This window comes from Nostoc sp. (genome assembly GCF_036916975.1).
GTDB lineage: Bacteria > Cyanobacteriota > Cyanobacteriia > Cyanobacteriales > Nostocaceae > Nostoc.
Map to the genome: position 1 here is coordinate 1 of NZ_JBALFF010000015.1, position 20294 is coordinate 20294.

Below are 20294 nucleotides of genomic sequence, written 5' to 3' on the forward strand. Positions count from 1 at the left end.
ATCTTTATCCGGATGCGCTAAAGCGCAACTACGAGCCAAATACAGAGATTTTACTTTTCGTTACATAGTTTGGTTTTATCTTGCCTACCTACTTAGGAATAAGAATTAAATAACATACAAATTATGTCCCTGGGTTACCTCACCCTCAATCCCTCTCCGATATATTGGAGAGGGAAGCTAGATAGAGGATGAAGTTTTGCATTTTATTTAATCTACGTTCCTTACTTGGGCAGGCGTTGCTTTTCCCAAGGTGGACATTTATAGCAATTTTAAGTTAAAGTTGTAATGAGTTTGTTTTAGATGAAGGTCTGTCAAAGTAGCCATCAATAATCCAAAAAATCATTATCGCAACCTGTAACTTCCGCAGCATCAAAAGCCAAAACACAATTACAGGTGAAAAAGTAGTGTGCAATATCATTGCATATAAATAAGCAATAAAGATTTAAATGGGAAAATTCCCTCAACAGTTAAGAAGCTGTAATATGCAAAAACAAACAATTTCTCCAAAACCAATTCGTTCTCTAGAAGATGCGCTTGAGCAGTGCCAAATACTGGGTATGCGCGTCAGCCGCCAGCGTCGCTTTATTCTGGAATTACTTTGGCAAGCAAATGAACATCTTTCTGCTAGAGAGATTTACGATCGCTTAAACCAACAAGGTAAAGATATCGGTCATACCTCTGTTTATCAAAATTTAGAAGCATTATCCAGTCAGAGCATCATTGAGTGTATTGAACGCTGTGATGGGCGTTTATACGGCAATATCAGTGATTCTCATAGTCATGTAAACTGTATAGATACAAATCAAATTCTTGATGTTCATGTGGAACTGCCAGAAGAGTTAATCCGCAAAATTGAAGAAGAAACAGGAGTGCGGATTACTGATTACAGTATTAACTTTATTGGCTACCGGAACCCGGAAGGGGGATGAGGGCGATGAGGGCGATGAGGGGAATGAACTGATTCCCGATTCCCTATTCCTCAATAGAATTATTGCCAAAAATTGTCTCATCATCGGTATGATTATCGTCATATAAATCTCCTGGTAAAATTGTGCCTTCAGAGCTTTCAATTAGTCCGATCGCAGGGAGTTTGTTCCAATTATTATCTGTGTTTGTGACAATTTTGACGGTATTTAAGAAAGGCTGCTGCAATCGCAAATGCTTCAATCTTTCAAACGATCCTTGGGAGAAGAAAGCATCATTATCGATGATTAATTTTTTGTCAGTCTCAGCGATAATGGCATCAAATAAGCAGGCGTTAGTGAGATTGGCAGAATTAAGATTTGTCCCCATAAGATTTGCCTGTTGCAGGTTTGCACCTGCGAGGTTTGCTTGTTGCAGGTTTGCACCTGCAAGGTTTGCTTGTTGCAGGTTTGCCCCTGCGAGGTTTGCGCCTGTAAGGTTTGCACCTGCGAGATTCGCCCCGATTAACTCCGCATTGGATAAGTTTGTCTGCTCAAGATTTACCCTAGTTAACATTACTTGTAACAAAGATGCTCCTGATAAATCGAGTCCAGCCAGAGACTTAATTCGGGTTACGAAGGCACTTTTATGCAAAAGGCTTGTTCTAGCAATCAGCGCACTTAAAGCCTCTGGATTGAATTCTGCCAAATTGATTGGATTCCCACAAGGACAAAAGGGAACTTTTGTTTCTCGGTAGCAAGCACAAAGCAATAAAAACACATTCAGTCCCACCGCAGCATTCACCTGCTCAACATTCACCGGGTTTTGTAGTGCGTGAAAATAAGTCAAAGCTTTGTGGGCTATCCCTTCATCGAACCAATAGCCTTGACAGTAAGCACGCCAGAAAGATAAAAGCCGTTGGGACAAAACTTCAAAAGAAAACTTGTGCTTTTGCTCCCGGCGTAAAATTGCGTAGGCGCAGCCCCCCGCAGGCATCGCCAATTCCTCAATTTCTTGGCTAAGTATGCCGTAACCCAGTAAATTATAAATACGCTGGGCTACATCATGAGGAGAATCAACCACAAAAGTGGGCCTGCCATAAACCTCATCTTGGCACTGAGTTAGTAATTTTAACTCAGCAGTCACAGCCTCTGCACAAAGGTATTCTCCTAACTTGACATGCGAAAACTCAATTAAACTAGTTTTTGCTGGGCTTTCTAAATTCCGAATTTTAAAATAAAACTCTGGTAGAGGATGAAATTCACCAGGCAAAATAATTTGATGACGTTGTGAGTGTAAAATTTTCAGAGCGATCGCTTGCATCTGCTCAAGTAAATCTTGGGGATGACGATTAGCGAGTAAATTAGCGATCGCTTCTGGAGTCCGGTGGATATGAGCCAATCCCGATCGCAGTAGCATCGTTTTAATACCGCCAGTTAGCGGATAGCCCAACAACCATCGACTCAGGCGATGATGAATTTCCCATAAAAGAGAAGACTTTGGGTTATTAGCAGCTAAGTCTAATAGTTCATCATCTAGCAGTCCCTCTCGGTGTAAAATGCCCAACAAATGCAGTATCAGGGGTTGATGGACAAGCACAGATAATTCTCTTAACTTTGATTGACTGTTAAGTAAGCCCGCCTGTTTTAAGAATATAAATAAATTTTGAGCGATCGCTAACGATTGTACTTTTGTCCACTGCTGAAACCATTGTTTGAGTTCCTTTCCATCTAACGGCTGAATGATAATTCGCTTCAATGGCAATGGTATTTCTGGAGCAATTTCTGATAATGTCGTTGATCGACTCGTTAAGAAAATTTTGTGTCGGTACTGAAATTGAAAGTTCAGTAATTGCTGAATAAAAATTGCTTTTGCCCTGATACCATGAGCCGAAGGGGGTAGTTCATCCAAACCATCCAGCAGCAACAAACAAGGGAGATTTTCTTGCTGTAACCAAGTTAAAAGATCAACACTAAAGGCAGAATTTAGGGTTTCGATGAAAGTTTTGCCATAAGTTACATCTCGTAACCTAATTAGTATAGGCATCCAATTAGGGTAAAATTCTTGTGCTACCTGTGCAGCCCAAAGTTGACAAAAACTAGTTTTTCCATAACCAGGTTCCGACTCAATCAGAGCGATCGTTTCTAAATCAGCTAGTTGTTGCTGCGCCCATGTTTTTAAATCAACTGGCTTAAGAGTTTTTGTATCTTGCTCAGAAATACTTTCGTCTATTGGTAAGCCTTTTTGTGCAACATAGATATCCTTGAGGGCAAAGGATTCTATCAGCAAAGGCATACTGAGGTTTTTAATCAAACTTGCACGATAATGTTCTCGGTGCAAATCAATTTTATCAGTGGCTATAGAACCCACTTCTGCGGCGATCAAATTGGGAGATAATGAAATCCCTAAACCAAAAAATTTTTGCAGTTGAGCTAAAGGTGCAGCATTCTCACTAACAACTACCAGTAAGTGACCAAAAAGTGAGTTGAGCAAACGCTGTGTTAACAGTTTAGCTTCCGGTTTCTCTGCACCATTGGCAACTAACCAAGCTATTGTAGCGTTATTTATTTGTTGCATTAGTAATGAATCGGCAACCAAAGACAGCGCTTGTTCAGCTTGAGTGTCAGTTAATTTACCTGCACTGAAAGTTTTTAGTAACCCTTGCAATTGCCGATCTTGGAGGGTGATACCCACTTCCTCCTTCGGTATGGGTATATTTGCTCGGTCTAACCACGGTCTTTGCAAGCTTGCTTCCTGCTCTATAATTGCTTGCAAAGCTTGGAGATAGGCAATTTGAAAGGCTAGCCATGTACTTTCGTTAAGTTTTAACAGGGTTTTTTGGCTGAGGCTACGCAACAGGTTTGCTGTCAATTGGGAAATGACATTGATTTCTTGCCAAACAACAGCTAAAGGCAGTTCTAAAACCTCTACCAAAGTACAGATATCAAAAGGCATCAAGCTTTTGACTTCCATCTCCTGAACAATCCGGTAGGCAATACCTGCCAATTGTCCCGCCGAAAATCCTCTAATTTGATTGATTGTGATATAGCGTTCTGCCAACCAGTGCCGAATACTCAAGTTCATTTAATTACACAGTGATGGCTGCATAAGGCAATTATGATCGATTTATCAGTTTGCGAAAACAGGTAACAATGGGGAAGACAAAATTTTGTATCAAAGTTGTTTTCTGATTGGTAAAAAACAGTGCTTGTGTAACTGAGTAGACTATGAGCGATCGCCCGATAAAATTATTGTTAATCGATCAAGACCCGATTTTTCGTTTGGGATTACGGGTAGCTCTAGAAGCAATTCCTAACCTAGAAATAACAGCAGTGGTAGAAAATGATACTACTGCCTTGCAGATTTTAGCAGAAATTGCCCAAGAAGACCCAAATCAGGTAAATTTGGTAGTTTTGGAATTCGGTAATGGTCGCTCCACCACCAGTCAGCAGCTAGGTTTACAATTCTGTCGCCAACTCAAAGCCTTATATCCCAACCTGCCAATTTTGCTTCTCAGTTCTATTCAAGAACAAGGACTGCTATTAGCTGCCAAATCTATTGGTATTAATGGCTACTGCCCCAAAGGTACACCACTTCCTGAATTAGTCGCCGCCATGCAAGAAGTTGCAAATCGTGGTGATTATTGGTTCCACGACACGCAAGCAATAATAACTCCCAACTCCCCCCTCCCAACTCCTAACTCCCCCCTCCCAACTCCTAACTCCTCCCTCCCTTTATATAGACTCCGAAATAATTTCCGTTTGTCAGGAATTGCTCACATTGAAGCTAGCCTAGCCGCAGTAACAGCACAATTACAAGTTCCCGGACTACCAGTATTAGATCGAGCAATTCTAGCTGGACAGAGGCGAGAACTGCTAGCGGCTCGTTGGTTGCTAAATCGATTGTTGGTTTCATCACAAGAAAAGCAATCAGATATTCCCGTTGCTGATGAGCCGCCTCTCAATCCTTTGTTGAGTAGTGCCATTCAACAAAGGCAAATGTCACCTTTACTTAGTCCGGGAACATTACAATCTGCATTATTTGCATCTTGTGTTACCAAACTTCAACTTCCTTTAAGAAATGTCACAGATATACCTTTAGAAATTGACATATTTCGTGAAGATAAAAAACGAGAATTACTTTATATTATCCTGCAAAAACTGGCTGAACAGTTGGATGAATTGGGTGCTTCTAAAATAGAGATGAATCAATTATATGAAGTCAGATTTAGATTATTAAGCGAGTTATGGCAAGCAGCAATTACAGATTTTTTTGGCAAGTTTTCTCGGATAAACGTAGGAAATCAAAACATAGAAATTGTTAATTATTTATTGCCAAGTATAGAAGTTGTGCAAAGAGATATTCTTAATAAAATTCCCTTAGTTTTTGAATTGTATTCCTATCTGATGTTTCAAACAGAATTGAACATTGATAATACCTCTTATCCAGTAGTCAGCGCTGAAGCCAAGTCCCAAGCATTAATGATTTTAGAGAACTTATTGATTCAGGTAGCGAATGGGGTAGCGCAACCACTGTTAAATTCTTTAGCAGATGTAGAGGCGATTAAGCAAAATTTTTATGGACGGCAATTAATTTCCACAAGAGAGATTGAACGATTTAGAAATGATTTGTCGTGGAAATATCGATTAAAAAATTATATAAGTGAGCCAAAAGCCGTTTTTGAAAGTCGCTACGAACTATTTGTAATTGCGCCTCGTGGTATTGCCAATACATCAGTTTATGCTCCGCGAAATCAGGAATTAGGAAAACTTTCTAATATTCCTTTAGTAGTGACATTGCTTTTAGAATTTAGTGATGCGATCGCACCGCGTTTAAAATCACTATTAGCTTTTATAGGTAGCGGTATCGTCTTCATTCTCACCCAAATAATTGGTAGAGGTTTAGGTTTAATCGGTCGTGGTATTCTTCAAGGTATTGGTAGTGTTTCGTTAGTAGAAAAAAACTTGAGACGAAATAGCGATCGATCTAAGTGAGGGAGATGAGGCGAATGACAAATGACAAATGACCAGGACTTACGCACAGGTAAGGGAAAATCGAACCACAGAGACGCAGAGGACACGGAGGAATAAGAGTTTGAGAGGTTTTTTGCGTAAGTCCTAATGACAAATGACAAATGATTTTATCGGGCTAGCAATTTCTTATATTTACGCGACTAGTCTGCTCGTTATTGGCGAGGGACTGCGTAGGCTGTTTGGTGTAAAGCCGGATTTGACCCGGAAGGTAATCCATATTGGTGCAGGGATGTGGGTTTTCGGTGTCCTGCTGCTGTTTAAGCATTGGGAAATTGGAATTATACCTTTTGCGAGCTTTATCGGACTCAACTACCTGTTTTACCGCTACCGAATCATCGGCGCAATGGATACCCAGGATAGCTCCCCTGGTACAGTTTATTTCGCTATCTCAGTGACACTGCTTTTCGGGCTACTGTGGCGACCAGATGGGCCAGTAGATAGCGTTGCGATCGCAGTTGCTGGGATAATGGCGATGACCTGGGGTGATGCACTAGCAGCATTAATCGGTAGACGCTTCGGGCAGCATAAATACCAAGTGGGAAATTCTGTGCGTTCCTGGGAAGGTTCAGCAACAATGTTTGTGGCGAGTACAGTAGTGATTTTCTTAGTGCTGTTGCTACTACCAGGTTCCTCGCTGAGTCCCCTAGCAAAACCTTTTAGTTTGGCATGGGCCTTATTGACGGCGGTAATAACTGCTACTTTCGCCACCTTAGCAGAGGGAGTCTCACCTCACGGCACAGATAACCTCAGTGTGCCTCTAGTAGCGGCTGGGGTAGTGTGGCTAATAATGCAAGGGTTTTAAACCAACTTCCGAGTTCAAAGGCTCAACTTCCGATAATAACAAAAGTCTTCTGTTGATGACTAAATATCCCCAAAAATCTTTAGTCTACTTCAGTAGACTTTAGCTGTTAGCCTTGAACTTCAGTTCCAGGCGGGTGAGTTAACCCAACAGTTAAATAATTCGTAATTCGTAATAGAGCCTCCGGCACGCTCCGCGTTAAGCCAAGCGTTGCCGTAGGCTTTACGTAAATTTTGTTTTGTAATGAAGAGTGCTGTTGTGGGGACCGTTTCCGACTCGCATTACAACGTGCGATTTAGCGCAAAGTGCGGTCTTGGGGTTTCCCCCGGCGCAGGATGCGCGGAGCGCACTACAGGAGCAACTTTGCATTCGCAGTCCCCAATCGCATTACTTGCTTTTTTATTGAACCGGGGGACTTCAACCCACGGACAGCAGTTAAGGAATAAGAATTAAATAACATACAAATTATGTCCCTGGGTTACCTCACCCTCAATCCCTCTCCTTATAAAGGAGAGGGAAGCTAGATAGAAGATGAAGTTTTGCATTTTATTTAATCTACGTTCCTAAACTAAATTAGCTTAAATATGGCACCAATGGGCATTGCCTGGCCTCTACGAGAAATCTATATGTATCAGGAGGATTTTCGTGAATTGGTATAACTCCCACTCACAAATTCCAATTGCGGCGAAAATGGAAGAAGCCTTCTAAAAACTCTTGCAAAGCCATATTGCTATTTAACCTTTGCTTACTCCACTCTCTTGCAGCTTGTTCGAGAATTTCTGAAAAACTCGGATACACAGGAGATAAATTTGCTAAATCTTTGACTTTAATTTTTTGGGACATTCCCAAGGCAATCAAATTAATCAACTCTCCAGCTTCTGCCCCCAATATCGAAGCTCCCAAAATTTCACCGTTGTCTAGCACAATTAATTTACACATCCCAGTGGTTTCGTTCCGAAGTTGGGCTGCTGCCACTGTTTTAAAATATTGTCGCAAAACTAAAACTTTATCTCGACTAAAAAAACGTTTTGCCTGCGCTTCTGTTAAACCCACTTGCGCCACCATCGGCACAGAAAACATTGCCCAAGGAATGAAGCGATAATCTACTCGTAACCTGGGGAAAAACAGGGCATTATTCAAGGCAATTTTTGCTTCATAATTTGCGATATTGGCAAAGTCGTAACCACCAATTACATCACCAGAGGCGTAAATGCGGTGGTTAGTGGTTTGCAGTTTATCATTAACTACCAAGCTACGCCGATGCCATTTCACACCTACTGTTGCCAAATTTAGAGATTCAATATTCGGCTGTTGTCCAGTCGCCACTAAAATTTCATCAGTTTCAATAGCTTTATCTCCTGCTTGAACCCACTTTTTATCCTCAATTAGTCTTACCTGAGTCACTGGTTTATCAGTGAAGACGCGCACACCTTCGACTTCCAACTGTGCCTGAAGCAATATGGCTATCTCAGGGTCAATATTGGGTAAAAGATATGGATGCTTGACTACCAGCGTCACACTGCAACCAAACCGCGCTAAAGTTTGAGCAATTTCAATGCTTTGGGGAATTCCGCCGATAATTACCCAATTTTTGGGTAATGTCCCTCCCTGGAAGGATTGCCAAATATTAGATAGCGTAAAGTAGCCAGTGGTTTGCAATCCTTCAATATCTGGAATTTCTGGACGCGAACCACAAGCTAGCAAATAGGTACGGGCGCGTAATAGGCGATTGTTAACCGCAAAAGTCAGTTGTGGTGAAGATTGAAATTGACCACTGCCAAAAATAACATCGACTCCCTGCGCGGCTAGGATGGCTGGAGAATGGTGTTCTTTGAGATTTGAGGCGACGCATTGAGCATACAGCATAGCTTCTTGCCATGCCATAGATATGTGGCATTTTTCTGAGGTATCAGTGTGTGTGGCATGAATCCCAAAACTAGCTGCATCATTCAACTTCTGCGCTAGTTTCCCGATTTCGGTAAGAGCATGGTGATTAGTCAACCCGTAGTCTACTTTAGGTTCCACCAGGGCAACTGTAGCATGTAGTTGGGTTGCAGCAAGAGCAGCGTAGTATCCAGCAAGACTGCCGCCAATAATTACAACATCGTAGTCAACGGTCACGTTAATTTAAAGTTAGGAGTTAGGAGTTAGGAGTTAGGAGTTAGGAGTTTGGAGTTAGGAGTTTGGAGTTAGGAGTTTGGAGTTAGGAGTTTGGAGTTAAGAGTTAAGAGTTAAGAGTTAAGAGTTAAGAATTAGGAGTTAGGAATTAAAACCCTTCTTCAATTTATAACTCCTAACTTATAACTCCTAACTCTCTTTCAACTCCTAACTTTCTTTTAACGCTGTTAGTAAGCGTTGATTATCGGCGTGGGAACGTACAGCAACCCGGAAAAAGCGATCGCCTAGTTCTTTAAAACTAAGGCAATCGCGGATTAAAATCTGGTAATGCTGGAGTAATTGTTGCTGTAACTGCGATGTAGACTGTTGAGACTCAACCAGTAAAAAGTTAGCAGCACTTACTTGGGGTTGTAATCCTGGTATTTCAGCCAAGCCCTGAAAGAGTTGGTTTCGTGCAGGTGGTAGCCATGCCCAGGTTTGCTGCTGAAACTCCGTATCCTGAAGTGCCGCAATTGCCGCCGCCGCCGCTAGGGTGTTTACAGGCCAAGGGTCACGCCATAGCTGCCATTTAGCTAGGCAGTCGGGGTGGGCGATCGCATATCCTAATCGCAGTCCAGGAAGACTGTAAAATTTGGTTAGCGATCGCAATACTACTAAATTCCTATATTCCTGCACCACCGGAATCAGGCTTTGTTCCTCATTAGGCGGCACAAAATCCATAAATGCTTCATCCACCACCACCAAAGCAAATTGCTCCAGGTAGGGCAAAATAGACTCCCGCGAGAATAGTTTTCCGCTTGGGTTGTGGGGATTATTCAGCAATAGCCCTTTGTCCTTTGTCCTTTGTCCTTTGTCAATGACCAATGACCAATGACCAGTGACTAATAACAAAGGACACTCCAGCACTTTAGCGTTGTACGCCTTCAGGGTTCGGTAGTAGTCGCCAAAGGCTGGAGTGATTAAAATTGTCGCGGCTAATTGAGCTAATTCCCTACCTATGAGAGTGAGTAATTCTGCGGAGCCATTACCCGGCAGAATCCACTCAGGCGGCAATTGATGGAAGTGACTGAGAGCTAGTCTCAGTTCACTATAGTTGGGGTCTGGATAGTGCTTAAGATTACCAATTTGGGACAGTATAGCAGCGATCGCGCTATTTGGAGGCCCCAACGGGCTGATGCTAGCAGAAAAATCCAGAATAGCATCAGGGGGACAGCCAGCCAGTGCTGCTGCCCAGGCTAAATTTCCCCCGTGTGCAGGTTGCCGCATTAAAAAAGGGTTCCCGAAGACAGAACCTATGCTTTTGGGGGTGCTACCTTTTCTCTAAACAGTTTTCCTGCCGAGAAGGCAGGAACCCTCGTCGCTGGAATTTCCATTTTTTCATTTGTTTTCGGGTTGCGACCTTCGCGGGCTTTACGTTCCCGTGATTCAAAAGAGCCAAATCCCACTAATGTTACCTTATCACCAGAGGAAACCGCTTCAATAATCGTTTCCAAAGCGGCAGTTAAGACTGCATCCGCTTGTTTCTTGGTAACACTAGCTTTTTCAGCTACGGCATCAACTAATTCACCTTTGTTCATATCAAACTCCTGAAGGTTTACTTGAGATTCTTTACGGATGCACCCTGATGCATCTGTACTGAAATCTTTGTTTGCGAAAATACAAAAATCATCCTTTGGGGGTAGCTTTACTCAAAACGCCTGTACATCCCATCGGCTCGACTTTTCAATGAATCATTCTAAGGTGTTGTAGCCTGATGTGGATAGATGAAACCATTAATTTATATAGATTTCAGGTTTTTTTGTAATTTTAGGGTGTTGTTTCACTCAAAACCACCCCAAAACTAGGAAAAAATACCTAGTACAAACCCCCATTGCCAAGAAAACAGGATAGTGATGAGGTAGAGGATGCTTAGTATTTGTTGGGATTTATTACCGATGGTGAAGAGTTATTGCTGAGATTAATTAATATTTACTGTTTCCCACTAGAAATTTTTTGTTGCACCCAAACCCGAAAAGCGCCGGTAGTAGCAATTTCCCCATTCTTCTTCGCTTCTTGAATAAACCGAGGAATCTCCTTCACCGACACAGGCGCGAAAGTAGGGCTGGTTTGGACTTCTGAATATTGTCCACCAGCAAGGGTGTAGACTCGCAATACACTGCCGTTATAGCGCCAAAACTCCGGGACTCCCATCGCAGCATAAAGCCTGAGCTTGTCTATTGCAGACCTGGAATATTCTACCTCTACCACCAGGTCAGGGGGTGGGTCGGTGGCGATGTCAATATTTTCTTTATCTCGAACTAACGCTTCATTTTGAATATAGTAGCTACTATCTGGCTCGGCTCCCTTCTCTAAATCATCTCGCGTTAAAGTTAATGAACCAGCGCGTTTAATTTCCCAACCCAACTCTTCGCACAATACACCAACAAAAACTTCTATTAAGCGATTTGAGTTCTCGTGCGGCATTTGTGGGGTCATAATTTCTATCGTTCCATTGTCATAAGCAAATCGGGAATTACGTTCTGAACCCATTTCAGCCAGCATGGTTTTAAATGTCTGCCAGCTGATGTTTTGGAGTAAAACCCGATTTTCGGCGGATGTTATTATTGCCACCATAATTTAGTTCTTTTCAACAAATTTCGAGTACTGTACCCTTTAATATTACTGTTAAGGCTGAACCTAAGAAAGCGATATAATCGAAACGACTAATAGGGGTAATAAATTATGACTCAAGCCATACCAAAACTAGTAACATTTGAAGATTTTGCAGCCTGGCGACCCGAAGGTGGAAGATATGAATTACATGATGGAGTGATTGTTGAAATGGCACAACCAGTAGGAGACCATGAGGATATTGTTGGTTTTATAGCAAGAAAACTAACAGTAGAATTTGACCGATTAAATTTACCTTATACAATCCCCAAAACTGCGCTCATTAAACCAACTAATTCCGAATCTGCCTATTCCCCAGATGTGCTATTACTCAATCGCCCTAATTTAGTGAATGAGCCGCTATGGAAAAAACAATCAACTGTAAGCCTTGCAGCATCAATTCCTTTAGTAGTTGAGGTAGTGAGTCAGTGCGTTGCGCGGGTTCCCCGCGTTGAAGCAACTGACGAACCCGTAAGGGGTAGTACCAACTGGGATGATGACTACTACACAAAACAGGGTAAGTATGAAGGTATTGGAATTCCTGAATATTGGATTATAGATTATCTCGGTCTAGGCGCTAAAAAGTTCACTGGCAACCCTAAACAGCCTACTATATCTATTTATCAATTAATCGATGGTGAATACCAAGTGACTCAATTTAGAGGCACTAATCGCATCGTCTCGCCTACTTTTGCGGAATTGAATTTAACAGCCGAACAGATTTTTCAAGCTGGAGGTCTACCAACGTAGCCACAATCTTAATTGCTGTTTTATACTATTAAAGAATGTGAGTTCAAGAGGTGTAAATATGAAAACAAAAGAACAACTTATCGAAGAAATTGAATCAGCACCAGATGCGCTTTTGACTGAAACGCTTAATTTTTTACGTTTTTTGAAAACAAAGCAAACCCAAATATAACCAACACAATATCAAGTAGAATTTGCTAGTCATACTACTATTAATTCCACAGGAAGCTCACTTCTAGAACATCTGAAAACTATAGGGACTTGGGAAGGTGATGACTTAGAAGAGTGTCTGAACCTAGTAATAGGTAGCCGTGGTCAAGCAGAATTCAATGAAGAGAATCCTTTTGAAGAATGTACCTAATCGATACAAATCACTGTAGTCTAGCTATTTTAGGTAATGTCAATATATTAAGTCGCCTTGCTGAGGTTGAAAACAGTCTAGTTTCAACTTGTGTCATTGTCGAGGGAGAATTAATAGATATGGCAACACGTTCTCAAAGGCAACAAAGTAATTTAGCATTAGTACAAAATTTTATTAGAGGTATTTATATTTACAATATTGATTAGCAAACTGCTAATATTTATGGTCAACTCAAAGCTGCTTTATTCAATCAATTTGCACCAAAAGAAAAAAGCAAGCGCAGAAAAACTAAGATAACTGATTTAAGTTTTGGTGAAAATGACTTATGGATTGCTTCTATTGCTCTGCAACAAAATCTCACCATTATCTCAGCCGATAGCGACTTTCAGCGTATTCAACAAGTCAGAACATTATCTGTTGAATCTTGGCTTACAATCTCAAAAATCATATTTTTTAAAATCTTTTTGAGGCTTTGATTCTTGCTCCCCTTCCCTAGTAAGGAAGGGATTGGGGGTTAGGTCTGAGCATCAGGTACGAAATGTAGGGGCAATTCATGAATTGTCAGACGGTAAATCAAGGCGCTTTCACTGGCTTTTTGCGTAAGTCCTGATTTAATCTTACTTGTGAACAAGAAGATCCCCGACTTCTTAAAGAAGTCGGGGATCTGAGTTTTTGCCAGAACTAACTCACCTGCTCATTATCTTTATTGCCTGCCAGGAACCTTCAACCCTTGACGCTCAAGGATTTGCCGCACTTCTGGGCTGGGGGTGTAGTTATAGCCGTAGGAGGAGTTATCAGTGTCATCCATAATTTGAGGCGTGAGTAATACAATTACCTCATTGCGTTGGTTCTGTCTGTTTGTACTTCTAAACAACGCACCAAGTAGGGGAAGATCACCCAAAATAGGAATCTTGGAGATAGTTGTCCGATCTTGGTCTTGAATAATGCCTGAGAGAATTAATGTCTGACCATCTCGTAAGCGAATTAAGCCAGAAGTAAGAGAGCGCTCAGACACTAAAATAATTTGTCCATTTCCAGTATCTTGTGAAGCTGTGGGAGCGCTGACAGTAGGAGCAACCGATAGAGAAACGAAACCATTATCATCAATCCGGTCAATTTTCACATTCAAGGTTAAGCCAACTTTTTGTTTTTGAATTGTTCTTTCTGTCCTAGAACCACCAGAAGTATCTGTTGTTTGGAGGGTTATATTTCCCACCACTTCCTGGGTCAGATTGACAAGAGCCTGCTGACCTTCTTGGACAATTAAGGTTGGGTCAGTCAAAATCTTGGCATTGCCATTTGTCACTTGAGCTTGCAAGCTAGTGAGAAGACGTTTGGGGAATTGGTACAGAGATGGTAGAGCAGATGTTGCTGTTCCCAAAACTCCTGGTGCGAAGGTAGTAACTCTACTGGCTGGAGTACCAGCAGTAGCAGGAACTGCTGGTACAACCACAACACCTTGTGCATTAACAACAGCAGGAACAGCAGCAGTACCAGCAACGGCAGGAACATCTGTAATAGTGGTTACATTTGGTGTTCCCTGGGTAATGTCAGTAATACCCCCTTGAAATGGATTCCCTGAAACCCCCGCTCGACTGTTATAGAATGATTGAGATCCTCCTGGTATATCGTTTGTTAACTGCCCATTCACAATTGTTCTGTTGCCTATTCCAGTTCCTGCAATAGAAGTGGAGTTATTTAAATCCAGGAAAGTATTACTACCACTATAGGGATTAGCAGTAACAGGCGTACCACCGCTTAGATTGGTTCTCGCTTCAACACTAGTAACTGGCCTTGAACCGCCAAAATTTAAACTTGCTGCACCGCCATCATTGCTAAAGTAGTTGTTGCCAATCCCAAAAGAAAAGCTAGTGTTGTAGTCCTGGGTGTTATTGAGATTAACATCGATAATCTTGACGTTAACTACCACTTGACGACGGCGGATATCAAGCTGAGTTAGTTGAGCCATCGCCATATCAACTAGCCGGGGAGAACCAATCAAGGTTAAGGAATTGGTGCGCTCATCTCCTAATGCCTGTAGACCTCTAAGTAATGGGTTAGAGTCTGTAAAAGTAACACGTTGAGTTTCAACTCTGGTTTCCGTCGTCGTCTGAGTTTGGGTGATAGGCGTAGCTCCAGCCCCAACAGGTACAGCATTAACGCTGGTAACTTGTCGTTCGCGGCTGACGGCACTTTCTGCCCCCAAACCAACCAAAAAGTTCAGGGCTACTCCCACTGAAACTTGATTGAGTCGCAGACTACGCATAACCATGTCACGGGTGGAATTGGGTAGTTTAGCCCCTACAAAAATTGTGCGATTACTGCGGTTAGCTTCTAAACCACTCAAGCGCAAAACGTAGTTAAACACATCTTGGACTGGCTCGTTTTCTATATCTAGAGAAATTGTTTGAGAAACTGCTGGTGCATTAGCAGCAGCACCTTGTTCACCTCCCACGTAAGCCAGGTTTAAATTAGCAGCACGGGCAAGCAGTGACAAAACCTCACGCACAGGCGCATCTCGCAGCACTAGACGGGGTACACGTTCTTGAGTTCCTAAGTCAATGCTGCTAGGAGAAGCATCAGTGGCGGATATGGCAATATCTCCCACTGGTGGGGCGACGGCTCTAGGTAAGAAAGTTGGAGCCTGACTCGCCTGACTCAGAGGTTGACCTGGGCCAGCAGCTTGTGCCGGTTGTCCGTCAATAGTGATTTGCGGGTTAGGAACGAGAACATCTGGCTTTTGACCAGGTTGGGCTGGAGTAGTAGGCGCTGCTGTCGATGTTGGCGCTGTTGGCGTTGGTGCTGATGCTATAGTGCCACCCGATGGGCTAAAGCTGAGTGTAATTCCATTTTGCGATCGCACCACAGGTTGACTGCTAGGTGTATTATTGCTGCCCGTTACCGTCACCCGGATACTATTGGCATCAAGCTGATTAACCTCAACAGATGCAATTCCTGGTGCTGGGCTATCTTGACGAAAACTCTTACCTTGTGGTAATCGTAATTGAGTATTGATGATATCTGCGACTAAAGTCTTGCCTCTTTTTGTAGTGAAAACTTGGGCGTGCGACCCTGAAGAAGTTTTCAAAGCAACGCTAATTCCACCGTTAACTGGATTTAACTGTACATTAGTAACTTGAGTAATTTGTGCCGAAACTGGTTGAGTTGCCAAAAATACAAAAGCGGCAGTACCTAATATAAAACTATTACCGTGAAGCTGTTTCACAGTTCATTCCTCACCTTATAAAACCTTGTTTACAAACAATTCTGAGAAGGCGGTTAGAAACCGCATCTACACAAGCAAAACCCACCTCCGTGGGTTTCAAACCCTCAATTTCTCCTTAGTCCGCGGAGGCGGACTTTGCCTGTGTAGCCGCGAATTCTATTCGCCCCTTGGTTATTCGCCCTGGCTCTAAGTTGACTACTTTTTCGGAGCAGTTTTAGCTGCTGCGGCTGCTGCTGCGGCTATTTCTTCTGGAGTAAGTGGCATCAATACCTGTAACTGGAATGATGTATTAATCGCTCCTGGGCCAACCTGCGCCGGCGTTTTATCCAATTCGGATTTTGACTCTACTGGAGCCAAGGTTGATTGATAATCTTTAATTATTAACAAAGGCTGTAAACGCTCAATGTTACGAATTATCGATTGTGTTTGCTCATAAGTTCCTGTTATTTCAGCATTGATATTGCTGCGTTGCAGCTTACCGTCAACCTGTAGTCCTAGAGTTCCATCAGTAACTGGTTCTGGTTTTTGGGAAACTGGCATAAATTTCTTCAGTTTGGCTCTGACTACATTCATAGAAGTTGGAGTATTGCCAGACTCAATTAAGCGGTTCATATCCAACAGCAATGTATCTAAGCTTTTTTCGTTAGCGAATAAACCTAAAACCTGAACTTTTTGCTGTTTTGCCTGTGCTAGCTCATCTTTAACTTTGCTAATCTCTTTGATACTGGCTTTTTTTTGGTCAATTTGCCCTTGCAGTTCAGAGGTTTTGGCTTGCTGTTGCTGATAGCTTTCCAAAGCTGGCATCAGCAGGTTTAACAATATATAACCTGCTGATGCCAAACCAATTACTGCCACTATGATGCCAATAATTTTTGGCGTGAAAGCAATACCAAATAGCATAGGGGATGCTGGCGTTGCCTGCTCGAATTCCCCACTTTGTTCGGCAAAATTTAAATCATCACTCAGCGTCATTTTGAAATGACTCCTGTTTGTTGCATACTACGAATTCGAGTCACTAACCCCACTGTGCCTTTTTTTTCCAATTCCTGGATTAATTCCGAAGCTGGAACATCGTTCATACTCGATTGGATAGTGTATTCAACTACTTGGGGCAGCTTAATTGTTACAGCATTAGAAGGTTTACCCATGCCTGGTGGTAAGGGAGCATCTACTAACGTTGCTGTGACAATTCTGCTTTCTGTGGGCTTCAAGAATTGAGACTGTTGTAAACTCAATAAAAAATCATTGACATCGTTAAAAGAACGAGCCAATCCGATAATTTGTAATCCCCCGGCGCGATTGGTTGGTGGTTGCCCTGCCTCTGGTACAATTGGTGGGGTTTGCCTGATGCTCTTAATTTGCACTGCTGCTGGGATGCGATCGCGCAAATCTTGCAACATTGCTGACCAAGGTCGAATTTGATCAAATACAGTAACTAAAGCTTGGGTTTCCCCTTTAATTGCCTTCGTCTCGTCTTTGATTTTATTAATATTCCCTATTTCTGTATCTAGCTTCTTGCTTTCTTGGTCTAGTTGTGCTATGCGACCATCTAATTCACCAATCTTCCCTTGCAACAACCAGCAACCAAGCCCCAATAAAGCTGGAATACCTACACCCACTGCAACTCCCACATACAGTAGTGTCAAATCCCCCGTAGGAAACTTTAGGGATATTCCTCCCTTTCTCTCAGGCTTTTTCTGGTATTCTGGGCGATCTTTAAGAAAGTTAACATCTAAGCTGTACATTTTGTTACACCTCCCGCATTCCTAAACCAAGTACGATCGCCAAGCCAGAGCGTTGCACCTGTGGATATTTATCAGTATCAACTTCCAAGGACAGAGCTAGGATTGGATCTATTTGGGTAGTTGGCAAGCTTAATCGTTGGGTAAAGAATTCATCTAGCTGTTGAAGTCCACCTCCAGGCCCTGCTAATATAATCTGCGCTACCTCCAAATTTTCACTTTGATTGAGGTAAAAATCGATGGAACGGCGCAGTTCATCCGTTAGTTCTCCCAATACTCTCAATATGGCTGCCATACCAGGATTGATTTCAGTAACCCCAGTTTTCCCGCCGTCTAGAGAACTTGGGGGAATCACCATTCCGTGTAACAGTTCCATATCTCGTGATGTGGGTAAGCTCATTGCCCTTGCTAAGGCAGTTTGCATTTGATAAGTGCCGATTGGGACTGTGCGCGAAAATTGCGGCACTCCGTTAACGATGATGGCAATTTCTGTACTGTCGAACTCTATATCAACTAGTACAGCTGCTTCTTGCGGCCCAAATTGTCGCAATTGCTCACGAATAGTCCGAATCAGAGCAAAACTGTTAATTTCTAAGATATCGATTTGTAATCCTGCCTGCTCGAATGTACTTATATAGGTATTCGTTATCTCCTTGCGGGTAGCAACTAAAAGTACGTGTACTTTTTCAATGCCATCTTCATCTACAAAATACCCAAGTTTCTGATAATCTACATCAGCCTCTTCACGAGGATAGGGTAAATATAAACCTGCTTCATGGTTGAGAACCATTTCTCGCAGTTCTTTATCATCTAACTCTGCTGGCACTGGTATGATCCGAACGATAGAATCTCGCCCTGGTACACCAGTGGCAACGCGAGAAGTTTTGATTTTGCTCTCAGTTAGCGCCTGCTGGATTAATAGCGCCATTGCTGCGGGGTCGGTGATTTGACCATCGGTAACTACACCATCTGGAACTGCTACCGATGTAAAGGTTTCAAGTTTCAAGCCTTGACCCTGCTTGCGTAGCTGAACTACATTCACCCGTTCGGGAGCAAGTTCAATGCCGACTCCTTTTTTTGATTTGCCAAACAGACTTTTGAAGCTTTTTACCACAGTTATGCCCGATGGACTGCTAAATTGAAAATTTAAATTTGTTGTACGTACAGAGGTAATATATTACGTCTCTACGGATAATTTATTTAGCCTATAATCTCGACAATTTTGATCTAAGCTTTTCACACTGAGCAAGCGTAAAAATACTGGGAAAATGATCCAATTACGAAAATTTAAACAACTTGTTGCTTTTACACTACTTGGCTTATTAACCAGTTGGATTGTAAGTTGCAGCACAAGTAATGTTGGTACAGGTACAAAACAGGCTACTTCAGGAGGGGCAACTATTGAGTTTTGGACGATGCAACTCCAACCTCAATTTACGGACTACTTCAAAAACCTAATTGCGAATTTTGAATCGCAAAATGCAGGTATAAAGATTAACTGGGTCGATGTACCTTGGGCGGCGATGGAGAACAAAATATTAACAGCTGTCTCAGCAAAAACGCCACCTGATGTAGTTAACCTGAATCCGGGTTTTGCTTCCCAACTTGCGGGACGAAATGCCTGGTTAGATTTAGATGCGAAAGTCCCAAACGATGTACGTTCCTCCTATCTACCGAATATCTGGCAATCTGGTACGCTTAATGGCAAGAGTTTTGGGATTCCCTGGTATCTCACCACACGGCTAACCATTTATAACACCGATTTATTAAAACAGGCAGGTATCAATAAACCGCCCGCAACCTACGCAGAATTGGCACAAGTAGCGCCACAAATTAAAGCTAAAACTGGCAAATATGCCTTTTTTGCGACTTTCGTACCGCAAGATTCTGGTGAAGTGCTGGAATCTTTCGTACAAATGGGAGTTACTCTAATAGATGCACAAGGAAAAGCGGCGTTTAATTCAGCACAAGGTAAGGCAGCGTTTCAGTATTGGGTAGACTTGTATAAAAAAGGGTTACTTCCTAAAGAAGTTTTGACGCAAGGACATCGCCACGCGATTGATTTATACCAATCTGGAGAGACGGCGCTTTTAGCTTCTGGGCCGGAGTTTCTGAAAACGATCGCAAACAATGCCCCTAAAATTGCTCAAGCTACGGGAATTGCACCTCAACTCACTGGTGACACAGGTAAGAAAAATGTCGCGGTGATGAATATGGTTATTCCCCGTGATAGCAAACAACCAGAGGGCGCTCTAAAGTTTGCTTTATTTGTCACCAATGACGAAAATCAGTTAGCCTTTGCTAAAGCTGCAAATGTCTTACCTTCTACAATCAAAGCTTTATCTGATAGTTACTTTAAAGATGTTCCAGCTAATGCTTCAACAATAGAAAAAGCGCGAGTGATGAGCGCTCAAGAATTGCCAAAGGCAGAAATATTAACCCCTACTTTGAAGGATTTCAACAAATTGCAAAAGGCAGTTTATGAAAACTTGCAAGCGGCAATGTTAGGGCAGAAGACTGTGGATAAAGCTGTAGAAGATGCGGCGCAGGAGTGGGATCAAAGGTAGAGTTAGGAGTTAGGAGTTAGGAGTTGGGAGTTGGGAGTTAGGAGTTGGGAGTTGGGAGTTGGGAGTTGGGAGTTGGGAGTTGGGAGTTGGGAGTTGGGAGTTGGGAGTTGGGAGTTGGGAGTTGGGAGTTGGGAGTTATATCATGTCCG

The 20294-nt window shown here is 42.4% G+C and carries 14 protein-coding genes; 5 read left to right on the forward strand and 9 right to left on the reverse strand.

Translation table 11 applies throughout. The features are described from left to right. Positions 1–482 precede the first annotated feature (482 nt). Positions 483–929 (forward strand): Fur family transcriptional regulator, encoded by a 447-nt coding sequence (locus tag V7K73_RS03405; RefSeq protein ID WP_334877147.1) that lies wholly within the window; start codon positions 483–485, stop codon positions 927–929. A gap of 43 nt (positions 930–972) precedes the next feature. Here the strand turns inward: V7K73_RS03405 and V7K73_RS03410 are convergent, their stop codons facing one another. Next, on the reverse strand, positions 973–3987 hold the full coding sequence (locus V7K73_RS03410; RefSeq protein WP_334877149.1) for a pentapeptide repeat-containing protein: 3015 nt from the start codon (positions 3985–3987) through the stop codon (positions 973–975). 143 nt (positions 3988–4130) lie between these two features. Here V7K73_RS03410 and V7K73_RS03415 point away from each other — a divergent pair, with 143 nt between their 5' ends. Further along, complete coding sequence (locus tag V7K73_RS03415) at positions 4131–5897, forward strand: DUF3685 domain-containing protein (RefSeq protein WP_334877151.1); 1767 nt, start codon at positions 4131–4133, stop codon at positions 5895–5897. Positions 5898–6030: 133 nt separating this feature from the next. After that, a complete protein-coding gene (locus V7K73_RS03420; RefSeq protein ID WP_334877153.1) occupies positions 6031–6738 on the forward strand; it encodes a diacylglycerol/polyprenol kinase family protein in 708 nt (235 codons plus the stop codon). A 663-nt stretch (positions 6739–7401) separates the two neighbouring features. Here V7K73_RS03420 and V7K73_RS03425 read toward each other — a convergent pair. The 4 genes from V7K73_RS03425 to V7K73_RS03440 all read right to left on the reverse strand — a co-directional run bounded on the left by V7K73_RS03425 (position 7402) and on the right by V7K73_RS03440 (position 11466). After that, entirely contained in the window at positions 7402–8856 is a 1455-nt protein-coding gene (locus V7K73_RS03425) for a dihydrolipoyl dehydrogenase family protein (RefSeq protein WP_334877155.1), read from the reverse strand. Positions 8857–9060: 204 nt separating this feature from the next. Then, entirely contained in the window at positions 9061–10119 is a 1059-nt protein-coding gene (gene cobD, locus V7K73_RS03430; RefSeq protein ID WP_334877157.1) for a threonine-phosphate decarboxylase CobD, read from the reverse strand. A gap of 26 nt (positions 10120–10145) precedes the next feature. Beyond that, positions 10146–10430: an HU family DNA-binding protein gene (locus V7K73_RS03435; protein ID WP_010998076.1), complete on the reverse strand. Its 285-nt coding sequence runs from the start codon at positions 10428–10430 to the stop codon at positions 10146–10148. Between the two features lie 391 nt (positions 10431–10821). After that, positions 10822–11466 (reverse strand): Uma2 family endonuclease, encoded by a 645-nt coding sequence (locus tag V7K73_RS03440; protein WP_334877159.1) that lies wholly within the window; start codon positions 11464–11466, stop codon positions 10822–10824. A 108-nt stretch (positions 11467–11574) separates the two neighbouring features. On the opposite strand from V7K73_RS03440, the gene V7K73_RS03445 reads away from it, so the two are divergent. Then, positions 11575–12252 carry a Uma2 family endonuclease gene (locus tag V7K73_RS03445; protein WP_334877160.1) on the forward strand — a complete coding sequence of 226 codons (678 nt, stop codon included), beginning with the start codon at positions 11575–11577 and terminating at the stop codon, positions 12250–12252. A 1061-nt stretch (positions 12253–13313) separates the two neighbouring features. On the opposite strand, the gene V7K73_RS03455 is transcribed toward V7K73_RS03445, so the two are convergent. From V7K73_RS03455 to pilM, 4 genes are all read right to left on the reverse strand, one after another. Then, positions 13314–15836 carry an AMIN domain-containing protein gene (locus tag V7K73_RS03455; protein ID WP_334877162.1) on the reverse strand — a complete coding sequence of 841 codons (2523 nt, stop codon included), beginning with the start codon at positions 15834–15836 and terminating at the stop codon, positions 13314–13316. A gap of 195 nt (positions 15837–16031) precedes the next feature. Next, entirely contained in the window at positions 16032–16808 is a 777-nt protein-coding gene (locus tag V7K73_RS03460; protein WP_334877164.1) for a pilus assembly protein PilO, read from the reverse strand. Then, complete coding sequence (locus tag V7K73_RS03465) at positions 16805–17581, reverse strand: PilN domain-containing protein (protein ID WP_334877166.1); 777 nt, start codon at positions 17579–17581, stop codon at positions 16805–16807. Before V7K73_RS03465 ends, V7K73_RS03460 begins: the two co-directional genes overlap by 4 nt. 4 nt (positions 17582–17585) lie before the next feature. Beyond that, positions 17586–18692 (reverse strand): type IV pilus biogenesis protein PilM, encoded by a 1107-nt coding sequence (gene pilM / locus V7K73_RS03470; protein ID WP_334877168.1) that lies wholly within the window; start codon positions 18690–18692, stop codon positions 17586–17588. Between the two features lie 154 nt (positions 18693–18846). Between pilM and V7K73_RS03475 the strand changes: the two genes are divergently transcribed. After that, positions 18847–20145 (forward strand): ABC transporter substrate-binding protein, encoded by a 1299-nt coding sequence (locus tag V7K73_RS03475; RefSeq protein ID WP_334877170.1) that lies wholly within the window; start codon positions 18847–18849, stop codon positions 20143–20145. The last annotated feature ends 149 nt before the right edge of the window (positions 20146–20294 follow it).